19 protein-coding genes are annotated in these 24,139 nt (G+C 38.4%); all 19 read left to right on the top strand.

What is annotated here, in order from left to right; genetic code table 11:
- Window positions 1-58: 58 nt before the first annotated feature.
- The 19 genes from KO495_RS00300 (at window position 59) to KO495_RS00390 (ending at window position 23,886) form a co-directional block, all read left to right on the top strand.
- Window positions 59-979, top strand: a complete 921-nt coding sequence (locus tag KO495_RS00300) for an AAA family ATPase (protein WP_215978395.1) — start codon at window positions 59-61, stop codon at window positions 977-979.
- Entirely contained in the window at window positions 976-2,121 is a 1,146-nt protein-coding gene (locus tag KO495_RS17715) for a tetratricopeptide repeat protein (RefSeq protein WP_215978396.1), read from the top strand. Before KO495_RS00300 ends, KO495_RS17715 begins: the two co-directional genes overlap by 4 nt.
- Before the next feature lie 4 nt (window positions 2,122-2,125).
- Window positions 2,126-3,841: a GspE/PulE family protein gene (locus KO495_RS00310; RefSeq protein ID WP_215978397.1), complete on the top strand. Its 1,716-nt coding sequence runs from the start codon at window positions 2,126-2,128 to the stop codon at window positions 3,839-3,841.
- Window positions 3,842-3,870: 29 nt separating this feature from the next.
- Window positions 3,871-5,115 carry a type II secretion system F family protein gene (locus KO495_RS00315; protein ID WP_215978398.1) on the top strand — a complete coding sequence of 415 codons (1,245 nt, stop codon included), beginning with the start codon at window positions 3,871-3,873 and terminating at the stop codon, window positions 5,113-5,115.
- Window positions 5,116-5,175: 60 nt separating this feature from the next.
- Window positions 5,176-5,706: a hypothetical protein gene (locus KO495_RS00320; protein ID WP_215978399.1), complete on the top strand. Its 531-nt coding sequence runs from the start codon at window positions 5,176-5,178 to the stop codon at window positions 5,704-5,706.
- 215 nt (window positions 5,707-5,921) lie between these two features.
- Window positions 5,922-6,533 carry a type II secretion system protein gene (locus KO495_RS00325; RefSeq protein WP_252738717.1) on the top strand — a complete coding sequence of 204 codons (612 nt, stop codon included), beginning with the start codon at window positions 5,922-5,924 and terminating at the stop codon, window positions 6,531-6,533.
- Window positions 6,534-6,666: 133 nt separating this feature from the next.
- Complete coding sequence (locus KO495_RS17640) at window positions 6,667-7,167, top strand: type II secretion system protein (protein ID WP_215978401.1); 501 nt, start codon at window positions 6,667-6,669, stop codon at window positions 7,165-7,167.
- A 61-nt stretch (window positions 7,168-7,228) separates the two neighbouring features.
- Complete coding sequence (locus tag KO495_RS00335) at window positions 7,229-7,726, top strand: type II secretion system protein (RefSeq protein ID WP_215978402.1); 498 nt, start codon at window positions 7,229-7,231, stop codon at window positions 7,724-7,726.
- Window positions 7,716-8,291 (top strand): prepilin-type N-terminal cleavage/methylation domain-containing protein, encoded by a 576-nt coding sequence (locus KO495_RS00340; protein WP_215978403.1) that lies wholly within the window; start codon window positions 7,716-7,718, stop codon window positions 8,289-8,291. Before KO495_RS00335 ends, KO495_RS00340 begins: the two co-directional genes overlap by 11 nt.
- Window positions 8,291-9,175, top strand: coding sequence for a prepilin-type N-terminal cleavage/methylation domain-containing protein (locus tag KO495_RS00345; protein WP_215978404.1), 885 nt, complete (start codon window positions 8,291-8,293; stop codon window positions 9,173-9,175). Before KO495_RS00340 ends, KO495_RS00345 begins: the two co-directional genes overlap by 1 nt.
- Window positions 9,176-9,206: 31 nt before the next feature.
- Window positions 9,207-9,695 carry a pilus assembly PilX N-terminal domain-containing protein gene (locus KO495_RS00350; RefSeq protein WP_215978405.1) on the top strand — a complete coding sequence of 163 codons (489 nt, stop codon included), beginning with the start codon at window positions 9,207-9,209 and terminating at the stop codon, window positions 9,693-9,695.
- Window positions 9,696-13,952, top strand: coding sequence for a LamG domain-containing protein (locus tag KO495_RS00355; RefSeq protein WP_215978406.1), 4,257 nt, complete (start codon window positions 9,696-9,698; stop codon window positions 13,950-13,952).
- A 243-nt stretch (window positions 13,953-14,195) separates the two neighbouring features.
- Entirely contained in the window at window positions 14,196-15,239 is a 1,044-nt protein-coding gene (locus tag KO495_RS00360) for a rod shape-determining protein (protein ID WP_215978407.1), read from the top strand.
- Window positions 15,240-15,280: 41 nt separating this feature from the next.
- On the top strand, window positions 15,281-16,153 hold the full coding sequence (gene mreC, locus KO495_RS00365; protein ID WP_215978408.1) for a rod shape-determining protein MreC: 873 nt from the start codon (window positions 15,281-15,283) through the stop codon (window positions 16,151-16,153).
- On the top strand, window positions 16,153-16,632 hold the full coding sequence (mreD, locus tag KO495_RS00370) for a rod shape-determining protein MreD (protein WP_215978409.1): 480 nt from the start codon (window positions 16,153-16,155) through the stop codon (window positions 16,630-16,632). Before mreC ends, mreD begins: the two co-directional genes overlap by 1 nt.
- A gap of 29 nt (window positions 16,633-16,661) precedes the next feature.
- Window positions 16,662-17,264: a Maf family protein gene (locus KO495_RS00375; protein ID WP_215978410.1), complete on the top strand. Its 603-nt coding sequence runs from the start codon at window positions 16,662-16,664 to the stop codon at window positions 17,262-17,264.
- A gap of 142 nt (window positions 17,265-17,406) precedes the next feature.
- Window positions 17,407-18,864 carry a ribonuclease G gene (rng, locus tag KO495_RS00380; protein ID WP_215978411.1) on the top strand — a complete coding sequence of 486 codons (1,458 nt, stop codon included), beginning with the start codon at window positions 17,407-17,409 and terminating at the stop codon, window positions 18,862-18,864.
- A 77-nt stretch (window positions 18,865-18,941) separates the two neighbouring features.
- Window positions 18,942-23,006, top strand: a complete 4,065-nt coding sequence (locus KO495_RS00385) for a YhdP family protein (RefSeq protein WP_215978412.1) — start codon at window positions 18,942-18,944, stop codon at window positions 23,004-23,006.
- Complete coding sequence (locus KO495_RS00390) at window positions 22,999-23,886, top strand: carbon-nitrogen hydrolase family protein (RefSeq protein ID WP_252738718.1); 888 nt, start codon at window positions 22,999-23,001, stop codon at window positions 23,884-23,886. The genes KO495_RS00385 and KO495_RS00390 overlap by 8 nt, the downstream gene beginning before the upstream one ends.
- Window positions 23,887-24,139: the final 253 nt, after the last annotated feature.

The following is a 24,139-nucleotide window of genomic DNA, read 5'->3' on the forward strand; positions in this document are numbered from 1 at the left end:
AGCTCTCTTAACTTTTTAAGTAATCATCGTGAAAATAGCGTAATAAACAGAGATAACTATGTACCTTTATCATTTTGGTTTAAGCGAATTACCTTTTACGCTAACACCAAATACCAACTTTTTTCTGGGTGTTACTCCGCATAACGAAGCTTTAGCTGTGTTAATGACGGCACTTAAAACTGGCGAAGGGTTCATTAAAGTTATTGGTGAAGTAGGTACAGGAAAAACCCTGCTATGTCGTAAGCTCTTAAATGAAATTCCCGAGCACTTTGTTACAGCTTATATACCTAACCCTTATTTAAATCCTGATGAATTAAGACGAGCCGTTGCGTTAGAGCTAGGTGTAAAACAAGCACAGCGTATGAATTCTCAACTGCTAACTCAACGGATTCAAAGTCGCTTACTGGAGTTGCATGGTCAAGGTCGTTCCGTTGTACTTATTCTCGACGAGGCTCAAGCCTTACCTGATGAAAGCTTAGAAGCATTAAGGTTATTTACGAACTTAGAAACAGAAACACGTAAATTATTACAAGTGGTGTTATTTGCTCAGCCCGAGTTAGATACTAGGTTGAATGAAAATAATTTTCGCCAATTACATCAACGAATTACATTTTCTTATACATTACGGGCGATGAATGAAACCGAAGTTAATCATTATATTCAACATAGAATGCAAGTTGCAGGATATAAAGGTGCTTCGTTATTTTCGAAAAGTCTATGTAAAAAAATTACTAAGGCAAGTCAAGGAATTCCAAGATTGGTAAATATTTTATGTCATAAAATGTTGATGCTAAGTTATGGGCAAGGGCACTATCAAATGAGTGTTCAGCAGCTAAAAGTTGCTATCAAAGACACTGAATCTATTAACCGCTCATCGTCCCACTTCTTTCGCTTTAGTATGATTTTAAGTTTTATATTATGTGTGAGTGTATTACTTGTGGCTGGTTTTAGTTATTACGGATGGGATATGAAGCTGTGAGTGTTATCAATCAAATGTTAAAAGATTTACAAGACAGATCGCCAGAGCCAGGAGCACCTAATGCTACCCCAGTAATGACGCCTGCGCCGCGCTCTTCGGTAAAACTTATCGCTATTACTTTAGCAGTAATCTTGCTTTGTAACGCTGTAGGTTTATATGTTTGGTTTTTAGTGAGCGAGAATAACGCCTTAAAAGCTGAAAATATTGAAAATTATACCGCCAAAGTACTTGCTGTTACTGCACCTGAAACCGTAAATGAAGTTCAGGTTGCTCATACTAAAAAAATTGAAAATACCAGCGCCGAAAACACCAGCGCCGAAAAAGCCATGGTGAGTAGTACAGATGAAAGTACACTGAGCAACGAAAGTACAACCCAAAGAGCATTGCCTAGTAAGCAAGAGATAATGAAATATAAGGAAGAGCAAACTAGTGTTGAAGACGTTGCGGCTACTGAGCAACCCGTAATACCTCCTCACAGAGTCAAAGCAATAGAGCCTAAACCTAAAGTCGATAAGCCAGTAATAACTCAACCGGCTAATAAAGCAAAAATGTTAGTGTCGAGTCGGCATTTTACTTCTGCTGAGTTGGTACAACAAAAGTTAACACAAGCAGAAGCTGCGATTAACCGTAATGAAATAGCTAAGGCTGAGCAATTATTTGAAGATATTTTGATTATTGATGCCACACAAGTGCTAGCGCGAAAAAAACTTGCTGCGTTATGGTTTGGTCGTCAAGCGTGGCAAGAAGCGATAAATTTATTGGCGCAAGGTATAGCGATAAGCCCGAATAATAGTGGTTTACGTATGCTACAGGCACAAATACTACTCAAACAGAATAAAGTCTCTTTAGCGTATCAAGCATTAATACCGCTAAGAAAACTAGAGCAGCAAGACTATCAAATACTTTTAGCTAATACCGCACAGCAAGTAGCTCAATATGAGGCAGCAATTAACGCTTATAAATTATTACTTAAAATGCAACCTAATAGTGCCCGTTGGTATTTAGGTTTAGCTATTGTTTACGACCAAAATAGTCAATTTGATTTAGCGATAGCGCAATATAAATTAGCACTACAGCGCGGTGAACTATCAACAGATTCGGCAAGCTTTGCGCAGCAACGCATTGTAGCTTTAGGAGAATAAATACATGGCTGCCCCTAAATTAAAAATGCGCTTAGGCGACTTATTAGTTCATGAAAATATCATTTCTGATGAGCAGCTAATGGAAGCGCTTAATAGCCAAAAAAGCACAGGTCGAAAACTCGGTGACACCTTAATTGAGTTGCAGCATTTATCCGAACGCCAACTATTACAGTTTTTGGCACAGCAGCTTGAAGTACCTTTTTTAGATATAAGCCAAAGAAAAATTCCTAGTAGTGTTGCAGCTCTATTACCTGAAGTGCATGCTCGGCGTTTACGCGCGTTAATTATTGAAGATCGAGGTGACTCGGTTTTACTAGGTATGAGTGACCCAGCCGATTTAAGTGGCTTAGATCAGCTTGAACGCATGTTGGCACCGAAAAGTATTGAGTTAGCTGTAGTGATGGAGTCGCAGTTATTCTCAGCCTTTGATGGTTTATATCGCCGTACAGCCGATATCGAATCTTTTGCTAGTCAGCTTGAAGAAGAATATGAGCAATCATCGACGTTTGATGTTTCAAGTAGCTTTGTTGATGAAACCGGTGATGCAACAGTTGGTAAACTATTGCAGTCAGTATTTGAAGATGCCGTGCAAATGCGTGCTTCAGATATTCATATAGAGCCAGACGAAAAGCAATTGCGTATTCGCCAACGTATTGATGGTGTTTTACAAGAGAGTATTTTAAAAGAAAATAAAATAGCCTCAGCGATGGTACTGCGTTTAAAGCTAATGGCAGGATTAGATATTTCTGAAAAGCGTATACCGCAAGATGGTCGCTTTAATATTCAAATCTCAGGTCATAGTATTGATGTGCGTATGTCTACTATGCCAGTGCAATATGGTGAGTCGGTGGTTATGCGTTTGCTTGACCAGTCAGCAGGTTTATTATCCTTTGAGCAAACGGGTATGCCAGCCGATTTAATTAAGCGAATTCGTCATCAAATATCACGCCCTCATGGTATGGTTTTGGTAACCGGACCAACCGGTAGCGGTAAAACCACCACACTTTATGCGGCATTAAGTGAGCTTAATCAGGCTAGTAAAAAAATTATTACCGTAGAAGACCCTGTTGAGTATCGTCTATCACGAGTCAATCAAGTACAAGTTAACCCTAAAATAAACTTAACTTTTTCAAGCGTTTTACGTACCGCGCTTCGCCAAGATCCCGATATTATGATGGTGGGTGAAATGCGTGACCAAGAAACGGTTGAAATAGGTTTACGTGGCGCATTAACGGGTCACTTAGTGCTATCAACATTGCATACTAACGATGCTATTACTAGTGCCTTACGCTTAATTGACATGGGAGCTGCTGGCTTTTTAGTTGGCAGTTCATTAAGAGCGGTTATTGCGCAGCGATTAGTGCGCAGAGTATGTGATTCATGTAGCGAAAGCTACCAACCCGATGCACAAGAGCTATTATGGTTAACCCATTTAGCGGGTGACAAAGCAAATCAAGCCGAGTACTTTCATGGTAAAGGTTGTCAGTCTTGCCAATATACCGGTTATAAAGGGCGTATTGGTGTTTTTGAGCTACTTGAAATGAATGAGGCGATGATGTCGGCATTAAAACGTGATGATAGCGACGCTTTTAGTCAATTAGCAAAAGCTAATCCTACGTTTAAGCCGTTAGCACACGCAGCATTTGATTATGCGCTGCAAGGAATAACTACTGTCGAAGAAGTGCTACGCTTAGTTGAAACCGTTGATATTAACGCCTAATGAAAAGCAGCAGCTAAGGTCTATTTATAATGGCAACATTTAATTATACAGGTCGTAACAGTGCAGGTAGTCAAGTTTCAGGAACTATTGATGCGGCAGACTCTACCAGCGTTGCTGAGTTGCTGTTTCGCCAAAGTATTACGCCAATTGCTATAGTTGCTGCTAATAAAAAAACGGATAGCACCAACCAGAGTTCGGGCAATCAAGATGTAATGGAATTACTTGGTTTTAATAAAGTTTCTCTTGATGAACTCATTATTTTTTGTCGACAAATGTATGCTTTAATGCGCTCAGGTGTGCCGATTTTACGAGCAATTAAGGGCATGGCAGAGTCGAGTACTTCAGTGAGTTTAAAAAAAGCGTTAACTGAAATTACCAAGCAACTTGAAGGGGGCTATGCCTTATCATCTGCATTTAATCAGCACCCTAATATTTTCAACTCTCTTTTTGTCTCTTTAATACACGTTGGTGAAAACACTGGGCAACTTGATGAGTCTTTTTTAAAGCTTACTAATTATTTAGAGCGCGAACAACAAACCCGAAAACGTATTAAAACCGCGTTACGTTACCCGTCTATGGTTGTTATTGCTCTCTCTGCTGCTATTGTTATTTTAAATATTTTTGTAATTCCCACTTTTGCTAACATGTTTGCCAAGCTTGGTGCAGATCTTCCACTTGCAACACGTTTTCTTATTGCCAGCTCTAATCTATTTCTTAATTATTGGCCTTATATGCTGCTGGTGTTAGTTGTTACTTTTTTGGGTGTTAAACGCTATTTAAAAACACCTGTAGGGCGTTTTCATTGGGATAAGCGAAAAGTTAAACTACCTATTATTGGCAGTATAATTGAGCGCTCTGTTTTAGCACGCTTTTCTCATAGCTTTGGTATTGTATTAAAAGCGGGGGTGCCAATGACTACCGGCTTGAATTTAGTCGCTGATGCTGTTGATAATAGCTATATGCAAGAAAAAATTATTGCGATGCGTGTCGCCATTGAAAGCGGTGAAAGTCTTTTACGCTCAGCCATTGCCAGTACTTTATTTACACCGCTTGTTTTACAAATGGTGGCAGTAGGCGAAGAAACTGGGCGTGTGGACGACCTACTTAAAGAGGTTGGCGATTATTATGAACGTGAAGTTGATTACGACTTAAGCACCTTAACCGCCCGAATTGAGCCGCTATTGTTAGTTATCGTTGCTGTGATGGTGTTGGTGTTAGCATTGGGGATATTCACACCAATGTGGGATATGGCGTCAGCAATGCAAGGTAAGTAATAGCTCTAACATATATATTTTAATGTTCCATTAACGTTAACTAAGTGCAAGCATACTATTATGCAAACATCTAAAAGCTCAGAAAAAAGAGAAAAGTCAGTTGCAGAGTTTATTCTGGTGATTATTCTATTGGGCTTTTTAATGAAATTATTTATTGGCTATTATTTTTCTCAAGAAGAAAATATCACCAAAGCGGGCTTTAAAACCCTAGCGCAAAACTTTAAAAATACTGTGGTTGTTGTACATGCTCAATGGCAAATGGATAACCGGCCGCCTGTTGTGAGTTTGTCAGGTGTTGCTAAGCAAGATAAAGCAGCAAGTGTTGTGCGCGTAAGTGTAAACGAAAAAGGCTGGCTTGATACCGAAAGAAGCAGCCTAGTTAAGCATAATATTACGGCATGTGAACATATTTGGCAGTTAGCGATGAGTATGCCAATGTCATTAATGAAGTTTTCTGTTGCCGCAATAGAAATACACAATGAGCGCTTGAGTAATTATCATCAATGCCGATATATTTTATCAACAGGCGATTATTTTGAATACTACAGTGCGACGGGTCAGGTGACTCAGGTGTACGGTAATGATAATTAATTTGGTGTTAACAACTAATTAATTGCTAATAAGTTGATTTAATTTGTAATATGCACTACAAATATACAATTAAATGAATGAATTTTATTATAAATTGTTGCTACAATAGTTTATAAGACATGGTAGATAGGCTACTGATTTATAGCTGTTTACTGTAATTTTTGAGTGTTTGTGAGGTAAGTATGCATATTTATTCAAAGGGTTTACCTAAAGAAATGAGTAAACAAAAAGGTTTTACCTTAATTGAATTAGTGATTGTGGTGGTTATTCTAGGCTTGCTAGCGGTTACTGCTATTCCAAAGTTTATTGATCTAACTGAACAGGCACAACAAGCTAATATTGAAGGTATGGCGGGTGGCTTCGCTACAGGTGTTTCGTTAGTACGTTCACAATGGGAAGCAGAAGGTCGCCCACAAACAGGAACCAATAATACAGTGTCGTATGACGGTACTCAGTTAATTTTAACTTTAGAAAATACAACAACAACTCCACAAATAAGACCTGGCTATGTCGTTGGTTTAACTGACGGTGGCGGTTTAGGTGGTGGTTTTGGCGTAGAAAATTGTATTGAAATTTGGGAAAATATTTTACAGCAACCACCAACAATTACCTCTAGCTTAACGACTTTGAATAGTGCTACTGGCGACGGTATTAATTACTTTGCCAGTAAGTCGGGTAGTAGTTCTACTTCATTGTGTCATTACTATTTAAAAGATACCTTAAATAGAGATGCTAATGGTTTATATGTAGACCCTGCAAATCTTGTTGTAGGTAATAGTTTCACTTACCAACCAGCAAACAGTTCTGTCTTGGTATTAATTGAATAGTTAGTCGTGTCATAAGGGATGAATTGCTACGGGTTTTATTGGCGCTATCGCCTAAAACTCTTAGCAATATAAAGTGAATGGAATATCAACTCGTTTTTAATTTTAACTTTTATATAAGTAGTAGGTATACATAATGAAAAAGCAACAAGGCTTTACTTTAATCGAATTAGTGGTAGTTATTGTTATTTTAGGTATTTTAGCGGTTACCGCAGCACCTAAGTTTATTAATCTTAATGCTGATGCACATGAAGCAACACTAAAAGCTATTAAAGCGTCAATGCAAAGTGCATCAACACTCGTTCACTCTAAGTCTTTAATTGCTGGCGATCAAGATGCACCATTCTCAGATGGTAAAGAAGTTTCTGTAGACTCAACAAATGATGTGGCGATTAGTTATGGGTATCCAACAAACGATAGTACGGATTGGGGAAATATGTTAGATATTGATACAACCAATGATTTTACTGTTGCACAAATAGGTACAGAGGGTGATGGAGCTACAGCAATTTATGCAGTATATGCTAACGGCAAAGAACCAGCTAGCCCAGCAGCTGGTGATGCATGTTCTGTTCAGTATATTGAAGCAACTGCTGTTGGTGCCAAACCAACCATAACGGTGTTTACTGGTTGTTAGTCTTTATTCTTATTAAAAAAGGAGAGCCTAGCTCTCCTTTTTTGTCTAAAAAAATCAATTTATGAGAAATAATCTAGGCTTTACTACCATAGAATTAGTCACCGTTATTATTATAGTGGCGATTTTGGCTATTAATATATTGCCTAAATTTGATGGCACTAACAGCTATCAAGCACATACCCATCGCGCACAATTAATTTCGGCGCTGCGCTTAACTCAACAACGCGCTATGCAGCAAACTGATTCAAATAGTCATTATTGCCATCAACTTATTATTGAAGCGCAACGTTACGGGGTTGATGATAGAACCGATTGTACAAAGCAAAATATTATGCGGGCTAGCTGGCAACCTGACTTAACTGGTCATATTGTTGAATCAGGTAATAATATTACCTTTTCAATTGGCGGTAATTCTTCCGTTATTGTTCGTTTTGATTGGTTAGGTCGCCCTAGCGATCCCACTAGTAATTGTAATGGTGGCTGCACTATTACGGTTACAAGTGCTGTTGAAAGCCTAGACATTAAAATTGAAGCTGAAGGTTATATTCATGGGCTTTAAATCTTCATTATCTACCTCTTCAGTAAGCTTAGTTAAACAGCGTGGTTTTACTCTAGTTGAAATTATTATTGGCATTGTTGTGTTATCTATTGCATTGGCGATAGTTTCATCATTAATTGCGCCAACCGAAGAAAAGAGCGCAGATAACATTTTGCAAATTAAAGCCGCAGAATTAGGGCAAAGCATGTTAAATGATATTAGTAGCCGAGCTTTTGATCACAAATCAGATATGGCGGGTGGACGTATTCGCTGTGGTGAGCCAGGTGACGGTACTAACTCCTGCACCGATGAGGCCGATTTAGGTTTTGAAGCAGCAGCAGGTGAAACCGCGAACGATAGTAGTACTTATAATGATGTTGATGACTACAATGGTTATAACGAAAAGAGGGATGTGCAAGGGGTTGCACTCGATAATAGTTACAGCAGTTTTATTATCAGTGTAGAGGTTAGCTATGCTGGCGAAGACTTAGGCTTAGCGCATACTTTAGCTAAGCGTATTGTTGTCACTGTTACTACTCCGTTAGGTACAGAAATAAAATTTGCTACCCATAAGGCAAACTTTTAATGGCGATGTTTAATGTAGCTAAAGCGCGCGTAAAAGCTAACCGCAATCATATTAAGCACAAAAATAACGGCTTCACTTTAATGGAGCTGATTATCGTTATTATTATCTTAGGGGTTATGTCGGTTGGTATTGGCGGTTTTATTACTCTAAGTACCCAAACCTATGTGAATGTTACTGAACGCGATGAGCTGACTTCAAGCGCCCGTTTTGCTATTGAGCGTTTAAATCGAGAGATTCGTAATGCGGTACCTAACAGTATTAGAGTTGCTGTTGATAACTCGACAAATCCTACTAAGCAATGTCTTGAATTTGTACCTATTGTTGCTAGTACCGTTTATACAAAGCTAGCGGTTATACCAGATGCCCCTGTCAATAACTTAACGGTTATTCCTTTTTTAACCTTAAAAAATGCCAATTATGTCTGTAATAGTTGTGGCGACCGAGTTATCGTTTATCCACTTTCGCCCGAAGATGTTTATCAAAACCATAATGATAATATCAGTAAGGTTTTTACAATTGCTAGTTATCTTGACCCTGTTATTAATTTAACTGCGGGTAATGTTAATTTTGCGGAATATTCGCCAACAAGTAGGGCATTTATTTTTAATGAGCCAGTAAGTTATTGTGTAGAACATGGCGTACTCAATCGCTATTCAAGTTACAATTTCAACCAGAATCAAGAGTTACCACCAAATAGTAATATTCTAAATGGTAACTACAGCTTAATGGCACAAAATGTTTTTTTTAATAAAAATAACCTACCATTTACAGTGTTACCAGCTTCATTACAACGTAATGCGGTAGTGCAAATGAAGCTCAACTTTACCCGTGATACAGAAACCGTTATTTTTGATCATGCGATTCATATTAATAATATTCCGTAAATTGAAGTGCTAGTACTAATGGAGTTTATTCGTGGTTAAACAAGTAATTTTACTAAGTAGACAAAAGCAACGCTCACAAGGGAGTGCGTTAATTTTGGCATTATTTATTATTATTGTTTTAACCTTATTAGGGGTTGCTTTGATGCGCGTTTTATCAAGTAGTAGTGAAACAATAGCTCAAGAAGTTATTGGCAGTCGAGCATTGATGGCGGCAAACTCAGGTATGCAAGCGCATTTACAAAAACTATTTCCATTAAACCCTAACCCTGCGGTAATTATTATTGATAACTGCCCAGTAGATAAAACATATAACTTACCTGAAACAGGTATAGATATACCAGGCTTGTACCACTGCAAAGCAGTCGCGACTTGCCAATTGTACTTTAGTGACCCAGATACACTCATTAAGTATTATCGTTTAACCAGTACGGGTGAATGTGGTAGCGGTGCTATAACCAGTGATACTAAAGATGTAGTACTAAGTAGCCGCACTATTCAAGTTGAAGCGAGGAGCTTATAAATGCTTCGTATTGTAAGCTTTATCTTTCTCATGGTATTTTCTGCGCCTTGGCTTTATGCAGCTGAGTGCCTTGATATATTTCCGAGTTCACCAATGCCTCATGATTTATTGCCCCCTGATAAGGTATTCATCAATGTCCCTCACTTTAGTGGTGCCGATGGGTTTCTTGCTAATCCTCAAACGTTAAATTTGGGTAATGGGCAGTATCAAAGTAATGCTGCGCAACAAGAAATATTTGTATCATCATCACCTGCCAGTGAAACTACAGCAAGACTCTATATTGCTAACGGGGTTAATTGGGTCAATGCTCAAATAAATGTTGATGGGAACCCTGAAGATTTAATTATTATTGCTAATGGTAGTATGTCTATTAGTGGTAACGACACTAAAATTAACGCCATTATTTATGCTAGAGGCGCAATTAGTCTATCAGGAAATCCTGATGACCCTCACGATAGTAATAGCCCCGGTGGTATTGAAATTAATGGTGCGGTGGCTGCAGAGGGAAGTATTTCAACTAATGCAAGAGTCACGATTAATTACGATGAAGATGTTATTAATAACGCTGACTTTAACGGTATGTGCGACAATACTCCTGTAATAACGCCTGAGCCAATACTTGATTACCACTTTGATGAGTGTAGTTATACTGGCGCTGTCGGTGAAATAATTGATAGTACAGGGAACTTTTCGGGTAGAACTTTTAATGGGGTTGAGCGTGAAAGTACAGGGCAAATTCAAAGTGCGGTAAACCTATCAAATCAAAGGCACTATATAGAAACAGCCGTCCCCTTACCGACAAACTATTCTGTTTCAGTTTGGTTTAAAAAGCCAACAATAACTTCTGGTAGCCGTTATTACATTTTAGGCTCTATGAGTGGTGGTGGTGATTTATTGTATTTAGACCGCAATAATAGTTGGCGTTGGGGAGTTTATAATTTGTCGGGAGCGACTAATGGTAGTTATTCTTTTGCCAGTTTAGATAATTCATGGCACCACTTAACTTTGGTATACAACGCTGGTCAAACTCAGCTTTATATTGACGGTGTTTTAGTGGACACCATTAACCGCTCTGTAACCGGCACGCTTAAGTATATAGGTACATCATACGATGCAGTAAACACTAATAATGCTCAAGGCTTTAGAGCACCTTTAGATGAGTTCATGGTTTTTGATGGCCCGTTAAGTGCGAGCAATGTCGACGAAATATATAACTTTCAAGCAAGTCAATTTAACTATGATGGCAGTATTCGTACTCCTGTTAGCTGCCCTTTATTGGTGGGTTTATATCAATTTGAACAAAATAACTTTAATAGTCAAATTGATGATACCAGCGGTAACGATAATCACGCTAGCAATATAGGTGGGCAATCGGTTGCTCAAGGTAAATATTGTCGAGGATTTGATAGTAACGGTACTAATACAAGCTCACAAACTAATAATGCCTTTTCATCTAATGTTAATTTAGTTGATGATGTAGGTAATATGGGGACTATTAGTTTTTGGTTTAATGGTAATACTCATTGGGATCAAGGAGGCTATAATGGTGGCGAAAGGACACTATTTGACGCCTCATTAAACCTTGGCTTGGGAGTTGGTAACAAATATTTCGCCTTAAATATTATGAAGAACGGCTTGTTGCGCTTCTCGTTTGAGGATGATGTTGACGGTGACTTTTTTATTGAGGAGCCAATGATATCACCAAGAAGTAGTAATACTTGGTACTACATAACGGCTACTTGGAATTTTAATACCAACCAATTTGAGTTATATGTTGATGGCACTCTACGTATTAATGCAAATAGAAATACTTCAGGTGCTATTAAAGATTTAGGTAATGTTATCTTTGGTGATAACTCATCGACTTATAGTGGTAATAATAATGGAGCTCTTGCATCAAATTATTCGGCTAATGGCAAGTTTGACGAAGTTCGTATTTACAACTTTGTTTTAGCCCAAAGTGAAATTACAGCCGATATGAATGAAAGTTTTGGCTGCCCTACCTTTGATCATTTTCAAATTGATACCATTGATGCGCAAGGGTTAACTTGCCAAGCAGATAATATCATCATTAAAGCCTGCGCAGACTCAGCATGTAGTACTCTAAATACTGACAATTTCAATGTTGAATTATTGGTTAATGGCGTAAGTAATCGTAGTTTAACCGTTTCGGGTGGTAGTACTAATATTAGTTATGCTTACACATCGGTTGGCAATGCGGCGTTAAGTTTAGATCAAGCTTATCAATGTAAAGGTAGTGCAACAACGCCATGTAATGTTGCCTTTAGTGATAGCGGTTTTATTTTTGGTAATACAGTTAATACTTACCCTGTGATCCCAATACAGTTATCAGGTAAACCCTCTAATGAAGGTTTTAAAGCGAGGTCCTTATACTTACAGGCGGTAAAAACAAGTGATAATGCTGCGAGCTGTGTTGCGGCATTTCCTGAGAATAGCAATGTTGATGTTAATCTTTCTTATAGCTGTCATGGTGACAGTAGCTCATGTAACAACGCTGTCCAACTCACTAATAATGGTAATACCTATGCTATTGCTCAATCTGCAGCAGGGAGAAGCTTGCGTTTTGGTGCAGACTCTAAAGCGTATTTCTCCATACAATACCCCGATGCAGGTAAGTTAATCCTGAATGCGCAAAAATTTGTTGAGGTAGAAGATGATGCAGGTAATAAAAAAATATTGGACTTTAAAGGCAGCTCTAATGCTTATGTAGTGCGTCCTTTTGCCTTTGCTTTAAACTTTAATAACGACAGCAATAGTGCTAACGCCTTTGCGCAAAATGCTAGTGAGAGCGCTTTTAAAAAAGCTGGCGAGGCATTTACGATGACTGCCACTGCGGTGCAATGGCAAAATGGTCAGGATGACAATGCTGATGGTGTTCCTGATAATTTTACTGCAGTAAATGGTAATAGCGTAGCAGAACATTTTGTAGCTCCTGCATTGGACGTTACGCATAACTTATTACTACCTAATGATGCTGGTGCAGCGCCAGGAGATTTATCCACCGAAACAAGCAATAGTTTTAGTGGTAGCACGGTTGATAATTCTTACACATATAGTGAAGTCGGCATCATTGAGCTGTTGGCTAATTTAAGCAGTGGTAATTATTTAGATGCCTGTGATAATGGTGGTAATGTCTGTTCAGACGGCAATATTCAAGGACAGGTAGTAAATGTTGGAAGGTTTACCCCTGATCATTTTGAGTTAAGTATTGTGAATGACGGCATTCTTGCTTCTGTTTGTACAGGCGTTGACCCCGATATGCCATTCGTTTATAGCGGGCAAATGAGTGATTTAACAGCTACAGCTAAAGGTACATTGCAATATTTAACGCAGCCACAATTGTCAATAACCGCTAAATCCTCGCTATGCCCAGCAGGTGTTTGTAGTACTACAAAAAATTATCGTGGTGACTTTATGAGATTACCACTTTCGGGTATAAATCGTTATCAAGTTGATGATGGGAGCGGGACGAATACTAAGGTTGATTTTCCTATTAGTGATGCATCACGATATGGTGTTGATACTACTAATAAAGTGCGCTTAGTAGCTACTTATAGTAATGGTGAGTTAATTGAGCAAGCAGCGCCACTAGGAACATTAACTTACCGCTACAGTGTTAATGATCATTTTGTCTACTTACATGAAAAAAATTCAGAGATACCACCGTTCACATCGGATATAAATTTAAGTTTAGCGTCGATAATTGATGACGATCTTATTAGTGCAAATGATGCCGATGGCGATCCTGATGCATTAGGGCCTATTTTAAACGCTGATACTGTCATTACCTTCAACCCAGCAGGAAAAGAAGTACGTTTTGGTCGTGCAATACTTGAAAATAGTTTTGGCCCTGAAACTTCAAACCTGCCACAACCATTACATCTACAATATTTGGCAACAACAGGTAACTATGTTGTCAACTCTGACGATGAGTGTACTGTTTGGGATAGCAGCAAAATTGACTTAAACACGATAACTTTAAATAAAAATAAAACGAGTGCTGAGGGCGGCAGTGGTAGCTTTGTTGAGGGGTCAACGCGCGATATTTATTTAACGGCGCCTACTGGTAATGGCATTTTGCAAGGCAAGGTTGGAGTGGAGTATTCTATTGCGCCTTGGTTGCAATATGACTGGGATGATGACGGTTTGTTTACCAATAACCCTACTGCTGTTGCTACCTTTGGTGTTTTTCGTGGTAATGATCGTATTATTTATCAGCGAGAAGTTGAACGCTAAAAGCAATATATTCTTCCCTCGCTTTGTTACTGTAGCCTAAATTTGTATTTAGGCGCGTTAACTTTTGACAAATCATCAGTGATTTTAGTTCGTTAAGATCTTTTAAAAAAGTGATGTTTCTTAGCTATTTTTCTGTAAAAAAGCAACACATTATCGTAAGACTAAGGTATGATTGACTGATCTGTATAAGAATAATTTTTCGGTCAAATTAACTCTCCATTTTTTATAGGACATTTGAACGCTATGTTTAAAAAATTGCGCGGTATGTTTTCTAACGATCTTTCTATCGATTTAGGAACCGCTAACACCCTTATTTATGTTAAAGATCAAGGTATTGTTTTAAACGAACCTTCAGTTGTTGCTATTCGACAAGACCGCTCCGGTGGGTCAAAAAGTGTTGCAGCAGTCGGTACTGCAGCAAAGCAGATGTTAGGTAGAACGCCTGGCAATATCGAAGCAATTCGCCCGATGAAAGATGGTGTTATTGCTAATTTTTTTGTCACTGAAAAAATGTTACAGCATTTCATTAAACAAGTGCACAGTAATAACTTCTTACGTCCTAGTCCACGTGTTTTAGTTTGTGTTCCTTGTGGTTCAACGCAGGTTGAGCGTCGAGCTATTCGTGAATCAGCCTTAGGCGCTGGTGCTCGTGAAGTGTATTTAATTGATGAACCAATGGCGGCTGCAATTGGTGCAGGTATGCCTGTATCAGAAGCTACTGGCTCTATGGTTGTTGATATCGGTGGTGGTACTACCGAAGTTGGTATTATTTCATTAAATGGTGTGGTTTATTCATCGTCGGTACGTATTGGCGGCGATAAATTTGATGAAGCTATTATCAATTACGTTCGTCGTAACTTTGGTAGCCTAATTGGTGAAGCTACGGCTGAAAGAATTAAGCATGAAATTGGCTCTGCTTATCCAGGTGAAGAGTTAATTGAAATAGAAGTGCGTGGTCGCAACCTTGCAGAAGGTGTTCCTCGTAGTTTCACTCTTAACAGCAATGAAATTCTTGAAGCTTTACAAGAGCCATTATCAGGCATTGTTAGCGCTATTATGGTGGCATTAGAGCAGTCACCACCAGAATTAGCGTCAGATATTTCTGAACGAGGTATGGTGTTAACAGGTGGTGGCGCATTATTAAAAGATCTTGATCGTTTATTAATGGAAGAAACCGGTATTCCAGTAGTTGTTGCTGAAGACCCACTGACTTGTGTAGCACGTGGCGGTGGTAAAGCCCTTGAAATGATTGATATGCACGGCGGCGACTTATTCTCGTATGAGTAATACTGATAATAGATGTATTGCTTAGCTATTAATTTTATTCTATGAATCCAATTTTTAAACATGGACCCTCTCCTCAGCACCGACTTGTCTTGGTGCTTTGTTGTTCTATTGCCTTGATATTTTTTGATCATAAAATGGCGAGTTTTGATACAGTACGTGGTTATTTGCAGTCGTTAGTTAGTCCACTGCAGTTTATGGCTAACGCACCTAAACAAATGATTACATGGGCAGCAGATAACTTAGTCACTCGCCAACAATTGATGGCTGAAAACCAAGCGTATCAAGAAAAAGAATTGCTTTTTAGCGAGCAGAAAAAGCAACTCGCTATTATTAAGCAAGAGAACGAGCGCCTACGCTTATTGTTGTCTTCTCCTATTCGCAGTGAAATAAAAAGAATGGTTGCGACTATTCTTTCTGTTGATAGTGACCCATATAGCCACCAAGTTGTGATTAACCGAGGTGCTGAGGATGGTGTCTATGAAGGGCAACCAGTACTTGATGAAGAAGGCATTGTTGGGCAGGTTTTATTAGTTGGCGCACACAGTTCACGCGTTATTTTAATTACAGATCTTACCGTTGCTGTACCTATTCGAGTTCAGCGTAATGGTATCCGGTTGACCGCTTCAGGTAGTGGCAGAATAGACCGACTTGTTCATAATTTTGTACCTCATAGTGCTGACATTCAAGTAGGTGATTTATTGGTAACTTCAGGTTTAGGAGGAAAGTACCCTGAAGGTTACCCTGTTGCTAAGGTTATTTATGTGAAAGCGGATGAATCAGGCGAGTTTGCGACAATTTATAGTGAACCTGTAGCGAAAATAGATCGCTTACGTTATTTACTATTACTATCGGAAGATAAAGCTACCAGTATTTTTGCACCAAAAAAATCTAATGTAACAGGTGATAAGTCTTAATGTTTTCTCATAACGGCATTATTATTATTTTTAGTTTGTTGATCGCATTGATGGCTAGCATTATGCCAATGCCACTAGCATTCGATGCTTTTCGTCCTGATTGGGTTTTGATTGTTTTAGTTTATTGGTGTTTAGCGTTACCGAGTAAAATTAACATTATTACCGCATGGTTGATGGGGTTCTTACTTGATGTATTGCTAGGGTCTACATTAGGAATTCACGCGGCAGCCATGGCATTAACTATGTATATTGTTGTGGTTAACTTTCAAAAAATTCGAAACTTTTCAGTGTGGCAACAGGCTTTAATTATTGGTGTATTGGCGGCTCTTTATCACTTAATTGTTTTTTGGTTACAGCGCTTTTTAAGTGATGCGGTGTTTTTGCCGAGTTACTTATACCCCGTTATTACCAGTATTATTTTATGGCCTTGGGTATTTTTATTATTACGCCGAGTACGTCGCCACTTTAAGATTAAATAGTAGAACATTAGTTTAATAGATTAGAAATTATGACAGATAAAAAGCTTGTTTTAGCGTCACAATCACCAAGGCGACAGAAGCTGTTAGCGCAGCTAGGCTATCAATTTGCAATACAGATAAGTGATATTGATGAATCGGTACAACAATCTGAACAAGCAGCTGACTATGTAGTGAGGCTAGCTACTGAAAAAGCGGAAGCTGTCTTCTCAACGTTGTCATCATTTACGCAAGCACAAAGTCTGGTTTTAGGCTCAGATACTTGTGTGGTTATCGATAATGCAATTCTTGGTAAGCCTGCTGATTTAGCTGACTGTATTCATACATTATCTTTGTTGTCAGGTAAAAAACATCAAGTATTAACGGCTATTGCCGTTGTTGCTGCGGATAAAATTGTAACGAAATTAGTAACAACCGACGTACAGTTCAAAGTACTAAGTGTTGCAGAAATGACCGCTTATTGGCATACAGGTGAGCCACAAGATAAAGCGGGAAGCTATGCAATTCAAGGTATTGGAGGACAGTTTGTTACTTCAATGACCGGAAGTTATTCAGCAGTGGTTGGTTTGCCTTTGTACGAAACTGCTGAATTATTAAAAACAATGGGGTTACCTTCAGCAATACAACAAAACTAGCTACCGGTTATTACGTAAAGCTTGCTCGATAACTGGTATAGTTAATATAGATTTAAAGCAATGATAACGTATACCTATAAAGTAAGTGCAGTTTAAGTTTACAGATAATCTCATTACCTTCAACGAGCAATAAAGGATATTCATGAGCGCAGAATTATTAATTAATATTACCCCGAGTGAAACTCGCGTAGCGCTTATTGAAAATGGCTCTTTGCAGGAAGTTCATATAGAACGAGAAGCCAAACGAGGGATTGTTGGTAATATTTATTTAGGTAAAGTCATTCGTGTTTTACCAGGTATGCAAGCCGCTTTTGTTGATATTAACCTTGATAAAGCTGCATTTTTACATGCTTCCGATATTAACTCCAAGCTGATTTTAAATGAAGAGACTGATCAAGTGCCTGATATTAGGGCGCTTGTTCATGAAGGCCAGCAACTTATGGTACAAGTGGTGAAAGATCCTCTGGGTACTAAAGGCGCACGTTTAACAACAGATATTACTATTGCCTCCCGTTATTTAGTGTTAATGCCAAATGCTAGTCATGCAGGTATTTCTCAACGCATTGAAGATGCGAATGAACGTAAGCGTTTAAAGTCGGTTGTTAGTCCTTATTGTGATGATAAACAAGGGTTTATTGTACGTACTGCTGGTGAAGGGGCAGGTGAATTGGAATTAAAACACGATGCCGAGTTTCTTCGTCGTGTATGGCAAAAGGTACTTGAACGTAAAAAACGTAAGCAAATGAAGTTACCTTTATATCAAGACTTGTCATTATCGCTACGCGTCTTAAGAGACTTTGTTGGTATTGAGTTAGAACGTATTCGTATTGATTCTAAACTTACTTTTGATCAACTTGTCGTCTTTACTAAAGAATTCGTTCCAGAGTTAACACCGCTATTAGAATACTACCCAGGCGAACGCCCTATCTTTGATTTGTTTTCTGTTGAGCGAGAAATTCAACGTGCTTTACATAGAAAAATAGAATTAAAATCAGGTGGTTATTTAATCATTGATCAAACCGAAGCCATGACCACTATTGATATTAATACTGGGGCTTTTGTTGGGCACCGCAATTTAGAAGACACTATTTTTAGTACCAATGTTGAAGCAACACAAGCGATTGCGCGTCAATTGCGACTGAGAAATTTAGGCGGCATTATTATTGTCGATTTTATTGATATGCACGATGAAGATCATAAACGACGAGTACTACACAGCCTAGACATGGCTATGAGCAAAGATAATGTCAAATATAGTATTCATGGCTTTTCTTCATTAGGGTTAGTAGAAATGACCCGTAAACGCACTCGCGAAAGTTTAGAGCATATACTTTGTGGTGAGTGTCCCGTTTGTACAGGACGCGGTAATTTAAAAACGGTTGAAACGGTTTGCTTTGAAATATTGCGTGAAATTGTACGGGTAAACCGTGCTCACGATGCAGATAAGTTTATTGTTTATGCATCAAATGCTGTTTGTGAATTTTTAGCTAACGATGAATGTCATAATTTAGGTGAAGTCGAAGTATTTATTGGTAAGCAAATCACAGTAAAAGCAGAAACCATGTATAATCAAGAACAATTTGATGTCGTGATGATGTAGCGATATGAGGTTATAATGCTATTAGATGTTGTGATTATCCACAATACAGAAAAAATTAGAGGAAAGTACACCGTTTCATGAGTATTGCTCGCACATCCAACCGTTGGTTAAACCGACTTTATAAAGCCGTTGCCGTTTTGGTGGTATTAGTGGCTGTGTTGATCAGTGCTTTTCGTTTATTCCTTCCCTATGTCCCTCATTACAAAGAGGACTTTCAAAATTATATTAACAATCAAAACCAAACTAAGCTAACGATCGGTTCGTTAGCAATGACTTGGCAAGGAGTAGGCCCTACCTTATTAGTTGGCGATGTAATTGTACTTGATAGTGAGCAAGCACAATTTAAAATTACAGAGTTAGCTGTGCAAATTGATTTTTGGCGTTCGGTTACTACAGGGCGACTCATTTCCGATAATTTAGTATTGTCGGGTGCTCATGCTGTTTTTGACCAGAAATTGTTGCAAGAAAGCTCTTCTGCTGATGCAAGTAATCATAATTTTGAAATCATAGCGAACCTTTTTCTAAATCGTATTAACCAATTCTCTTTACGTAATAGTCAAATTATTGTTCGAGACGATAAAAAAGACCGCCATTTTCATATTAATAAACTTAATTGGTCAAATGAAGATGATCGTCACCAGGCTGAAGGTACGGTGGTAGTTAATGGCTTAAGTAGTAATAACTTACAAGTAAAGGTTAACTTGCAAGGTGATAATATTAATAATTTAACGGGGCCGCTGTATTTACAAGCGAATCATATTGATATTACGCCATGGTTAAACAAAGTATTAGCATTAGAAGGTGAAAAAGCAGCAACAGATATTAACTTTTCTGCTTGGCTTAACGTAGAACGTAGTACGTTAAACAGTTTACAGGTTGAGTTAGGCGATAGCACTATCAGTTGGTTGCTTGAAACAGGCGATAAAACTCTGACCTTTGAAAAAGGGCAGCTATTATTGAGTAGAGGCTCAACAAAAGATCATTTCGACTTATTCAGCACACCGCTTGTTATGCATATCAATGACGAGGTAACGCAAGAGATAAAAATAAACCTCGCGAAACAAGGAGATAGTTTTAGTGCACACCTTTCAAGTATTGATTTAGCGCTATTTAGTCATTTACCTCCCTTATTTTTACAAGATAAAAATCAACATGCCTTATTAGAGAAGTTAGCTTTAGTCGGTAGTTTAGACGATGTTTTTATAAAGTACTCCCAAGGAGGGCTTTCGCTTTATAGCGATTTTTCTGGCGTCTCTAATCATTTTAGTCAAGGTATTCCAGGGCTTGATAATGTTTCAGGTGATTTAAGTTTTGTTGATAATTATTTGACAGTAAACCTATTAGCAGAGCAAGGTTCTTTAGATTTTGCGGAGCATTTTGTTGCTCCTTTCCCTTATAAAACGTTAACGGCACAGGCTAATATCGACTTTAGTGATGTAGGTTGGTCATTACAGGTTAATCAATTGGACTTTGTTTCTAGTGCGATTAATCTTTCAGCACAAGTGCGTGTTACCGCTCCTCAAAATGAGGGTGTCACTATGGCTTTATTAGCTAATGTTAGTGATGGTGATGCCGGTATGGTAGGTAAGTACTTACCATTATCAATCATGAGCGAGGATCTCGTTAGTTACTTGAATAACGCTATTATTGCTGGGCAGTTAACACAGGCACAAGTTTTACTTAATGGGCCTTTAAAAAGTTTTCCATACACAGACGGTAGCGGAATTTTTGTCGTTGATGCCGAGTTAACAAATAGTACTTTTAAATTTGCCGAGCAATGGCCAGCAATAACTAACTTTGCCGCCAATTTAAATTTCACTAATAATGCTATGTTAATTACAGGAAGAGAAGGAAGCCTAAGTGGGCTTGATGTAGAAGGCGTTAAAGTTGGCATTAATGATTTAGCCCACAAGCAAGTGCTTACGGTAGATGCACCTATTAGTTCAGTTGCCGCAAAGCATGTTAACCAGCTAATTACGCAGAGCCCCTTAAAAGATAGTGTTGGTAGTGCCTTAAGCTACCTTGGAGTTAGTGGTGATATTTCAGGACAGTTTGAGTTAATGTTACCGTTAAATGCACTGGATGACGTTGTTGCAAGTGGCTTAATTAACTTTTCAAATAATAGTATGAAGCTCGCCGCACCAGAAATACCACTGCACAATATTGTTGGCCAGTTAACTTTTGTTAACGATAAAATTAATACCGAAGCATTATCATTAACATGGCAAGATCTACCGCTGAATATTGCGGTGACAGGTGCAAATAAGCCTGATTATTATGATACTGATATCATGCTGTCGGCACACTGGCAACCCAAAGCATGGCAACAGCATATACCTGAATCACTCACGAAATATCTAAGTGGTGATATAGACTGGCAGGGGAAGTTATCGCTCCATCAGCACAATCAAGGGGGCTTTTCATATGACTTCAATCTGAAATCAGATTTGACTAACACGGCGCTTGATTTACCTGCCCCTTATCATAAAAACCTGACCACTATCAAAAACTTTACTGCTCAGGTGAGTGGACAATTAGACAAGTCACAAATCGCAGTCGATTATAATGAACAACTTAGCTTTTTTGGGGTTCTAGATCACGACTCTAGCGCTTTTTCTCGTGCGCACCTAGTGGTAGGTGACGATACTATGTTGCTACCTATGGATGGCTTTCATATTACCACTAAGTTAGATCAAGCCGATATTGCAAGCTGGCAACCTTTTATTAGTGATGTTCTTAATAGTATTAATGATAATAAAAGAGACCCATCAGCAAACTACCAACCGCTACTATCAGCTCCTGAGCGTATTAGAGGTACCGTTGCAGAGCTTGATGTTTTAGGACAAAAATTACATAACGTAAGTTTTAACCTCTTAGATAAACAAGATTGGTGGCTATTACAGCTAAATGCCAAAGAAACACGCAGCCAAGTGAAGTTTTATCCTGATTGGCTTGAACAAGGTATTGAAGTAAATGCTGAGTTTATTCACCTTAATCAACAGCCAAAGAATGAGAACCTAAGTGACATTGCTACTGTTAATGACAGCTCCGCAACGATCGAAAACTCTTTTGACGACGAGCATTATGATGATGGTGTTTTTGCTAATATGCCGCCGATTAAGCTGCATTGTGATCGTTGTCAAATAGGGTTACTTAATTTAGGCAAAGTTGACTTTACGCTTGAGCGTGATGGTGATGTGCTGAAAATACCTGATTTTACTGCTAAACGAGAGCAAGCCAATATAAACTTCGCCTTAACATGGCTTAAAAATAGCGATATATCACAAACCACTATTGTAGGTGAAATGGCTATAAATAGTGTTGAGCACGAACTAAGCGCGTTGGGGTATGACTCTATTATTCGTGATAGCGGCGGTAAAATGGAGTTTAATTTAGATTGGCAAGGCGGGGTTCATCAATTTGACTTAGCACAGCTTAATGGTAAGTTTCAGGCAAAACTAGATGATGGCTATTTAGCCGATGTACCAGACAAAGCCCGTATTTTTTCTGTGTTAAGTTTACAATCTTTGGTGAGAAAACTGACGTTAGATTTTCGAGATATATTTAGTGACGGTATGTTTTATAGCAGCATTAAAGGTGACTATCAGGTGAGAGAAGGCGTGTTATATACCAATAATACCCAAATGGATGGCACTGCGGGTAATCTGTTAATGACAGGAAATACTCACTTAATTAACGGCGAGCTAAACTATAATATGTCATATAAGCCGAACTTGAGTTCAAGTTTGCCCGTTATGGCGTGGATTGTAACGTTAAACCCCGTGACCTTTTTGGCAGGGGTTGCTATAGACCAAGTCATTAAGTCGCAAGTAGTGTCAGAGTTTAATTTTGCATTAACAGGAACGGTTAATGAGCCTGACTTTAAAATGATTGATCGTAAAATGAAAAATGTCAGTGTTGGCGGTGATAAAACGGATATGGTTGATACCGCTGATTATCAAGGTAACAGCACTCCAGCAAATGATAAGCAGCAATTGGAAAGCCAGCACAATATAAACTTACCAAATAATGAAGCACCGCATTTAAAGCAGTATAAATCACCACTTCACGATAAATCGCTACAGAAAAATAAACAACAGCAAGAGACTAATGGTCTTAGCACTGAGAAACTGAATGGTTAATACCTCTACTATGCAAGAGCAACCCAATAGCCAAGTATTACTCTCGGCAATACAGTTATCATCGTGTGCTGATGTTGAGATTAACTTACAAAGTATTGCTAAGCAGCTGAGCCAGTTAACTGAGCAGCAATTAGCTTCTGATTCACAAAATCACCAACATATTGTAGTACTGCCTGAATGTTGTTTACTGTTTGGCGCTAAAGATAGCGAACAGCTCAATTTAGCGCAAAAAACTGCCGATAATCAGTATTTACATCAGCAATTAGCAAAGTTAGCTAAACAATTTCAAGTGTACTTGGTGGCTGGCACTATTCCAATATTGGGCTCTCAAAATGATAAGTTTACCAACAGTAGCTGTGTTTTCTCACCACTAGGTGAACAGCTTGGGCGATATGATAAAATTCATTTGTTTGATGTAGAAGTAACTGATAATACGCAAAGCTATTGCGAGTCGCGTTATACCCAAGCCGGAGCTATTAACTATAGTAATATTAGTATTGTTAAAACTCCCTTAGTAAATATTGGTTTAACGGTTTGTTTTGATTTGCGCTTTCCTCAGTTATTTCAAAAATTAAGTCAACAAGGTGCCAACGTGATTACGGTACCGAGTGCTTTTACTCAAGTCACGGGCGAAGCACATTGGCAAACCTTATTACAAGCAAGGGCAATAGAAAATCAAGTGTATATTATTGCAGCAGGACAAGAAGGTACTCATGAAAATGGTAGAAAAACATGGGGACACTCAATGATTATTAGTCCATGGGGTGATATTCTTACTTGCTTAGCGCAGGGAGAGGGCTTTATTAGTGCAGTATATGATCCAGCGCACCTTGCTGATATTCGTCAACGCATGCCATTAAAGTCGCCCTTATCAAAGTGATGCGTGCAAACTAATAAACACACTGTAAAGTAAATCTATAGCGGATAAAGAACACGTAAAAAAGCATAAAGATAGTTACCTAAATAACCTGAACTCGGTTTAAGAGATATTTAACAAGTTGAAATATCAGAAAAAATTATTTTTCTGAATCTCTAGCTTAATAGCTTTTCTTCTTTTCATATGATAAGCAAGGCAAATTTCGCGTCAATAGCTGGCCTATTGCAAGTAAATTTAACGAAGAAATTAGAAAAAG

Source organism: Colwellia sp. D2M02 (assembly GCF_018860755.1).
Classification (GTDB): domain Bacteria; phylum Pseudomonadota; class Gammaproteobacteria; order Enterobacterales; family Alteromonadaceae; genus Colwellia; species Colwellia asteriadis.

What these genes read in the sequence shown, in the direction of transcription:
- KO495_RS00300 (WP_215978395.1), top strand. Translation starts at nt 59, where the DNA reads ATGTACCTTTATCATTTTGGTTTAAGCGAATTACCTTTTACGCTAACA.
- KO495_RS00310 (WP_215978397.1), top strand. Translation starts at nt 2,126, where the DNA reads ATGGCTGCCCCTAAATTAAAAATGCGCTTAGGCGACTTATTAGTTCAT.
- KO495_RS00315 (WP_215978398.1), top strand. Translation starts at nt 3,871, where the DNA reads ATGGCAACATTTAATTATACAGGTCGTAACAGTGCAGGTAGTCAAGTT.
- KO495_RS00320 (WP_215978399.1), top strand. Translation starts at nt 5,176, where the DNA reads ATGCAAACATCTAAAAGCTCAGAAAAAAGAGAAAAGTCAGTTGCAGAG.
- KO495_RS00325 (WP_252738717.1), top strand. Translation starts at nt 5,922, where the DNA reads ATGAGTAAACAAAAAGGTTTTACCTTAATTGAATTAGTGATTGTGGTG.
- KO495_RS17640 (WP_215978401.1), top strand. Translation starts at nt 6,667, where the DNA reads ATGAAAAAGCAACAAGGCTTTACTTTAATCGAATTAGTGGTAGTTATT.
- KO495_RS00335 (WP_215978402.1), top strand. Translation starts at nt 7,229, where the DNA reads ATGAGAAATAATCTAGGCTTTACTACCATAGAATTAGTCACCGTTATT.
- KO495_RS00340 (WP_215978403.1), top strand. Translation starts at nt 7,716, where the DNA reads ATGGGCTTTAAATCTTCATTATCTACCTCTTCAGTAAGCTTAGTTAAA.
- KO495_RS00345 (WP_215978404.1), top strand. Translation starts at nt 8,291, where the DNA reads ATGGCGATGTTTAATGTAGCTAAAGCGCGCGTAAAAGCTAACCGCAAT.
- KO495_RS00355 (WP_215978406.1), top strand. Translation starts at nt 9,696, where the DNA reads ATGCTTCGTATTGTAAGCTTTATCTTTCTCATGGTATTTTCTGCGCCT.
- KO495_RS00360 (WP_215978407.1), top strand. Translation starts at nt 14,196, where the DNA reads ATGTTTAAAAAATTGCGCGGTATGTTTTCTAACGATCTTTCTATCGAT.
- mreC (WP_215978408.1), top strand. Translation starts at nt 15,281, where the DNA reads ATGAATCCAATTTTTAAACATGGACCCTCTCCTCAGCACCGACTTGTC.
- mreD (WP_215978409.1), top strand. Translation starts at nt 16,153, where the DNA reads ATGTTTTCTCATAACGGCATTATTATTATTTTTAGTTTGTTGATCGCA.
- KO495_RS00375 (WP_215978410.1), top strand. Translation starts at nt 16,662, where the DNA reads ATGACAGATAAAAAGCTTGTTTTAGCGTCACAATCACCAAGGCGACAG.
- rng (WP_215978411.1), top strand. Translation starts at nt 17,407, where the DNA reads ATGAGCGCAGAATTATTAATTAATATTACCCCGAGTGAAACTCGCGTA.
- KO495_RS00385 (WP_215978412.1), top strand. Translation starts at nt 18,942, where the DNA reads ATGAGTATTGCTCGCACATCCAACCGTTGGTTAAACCGACTTTATAAA.
- KO495_RS00390 (WP_252738718.1), top strand. Translation starts at nt 22,999, where the DNA reads ATGGTTAATACCTCTACTATGCAAGAGCAACCCAATAGCCAAGTATTA.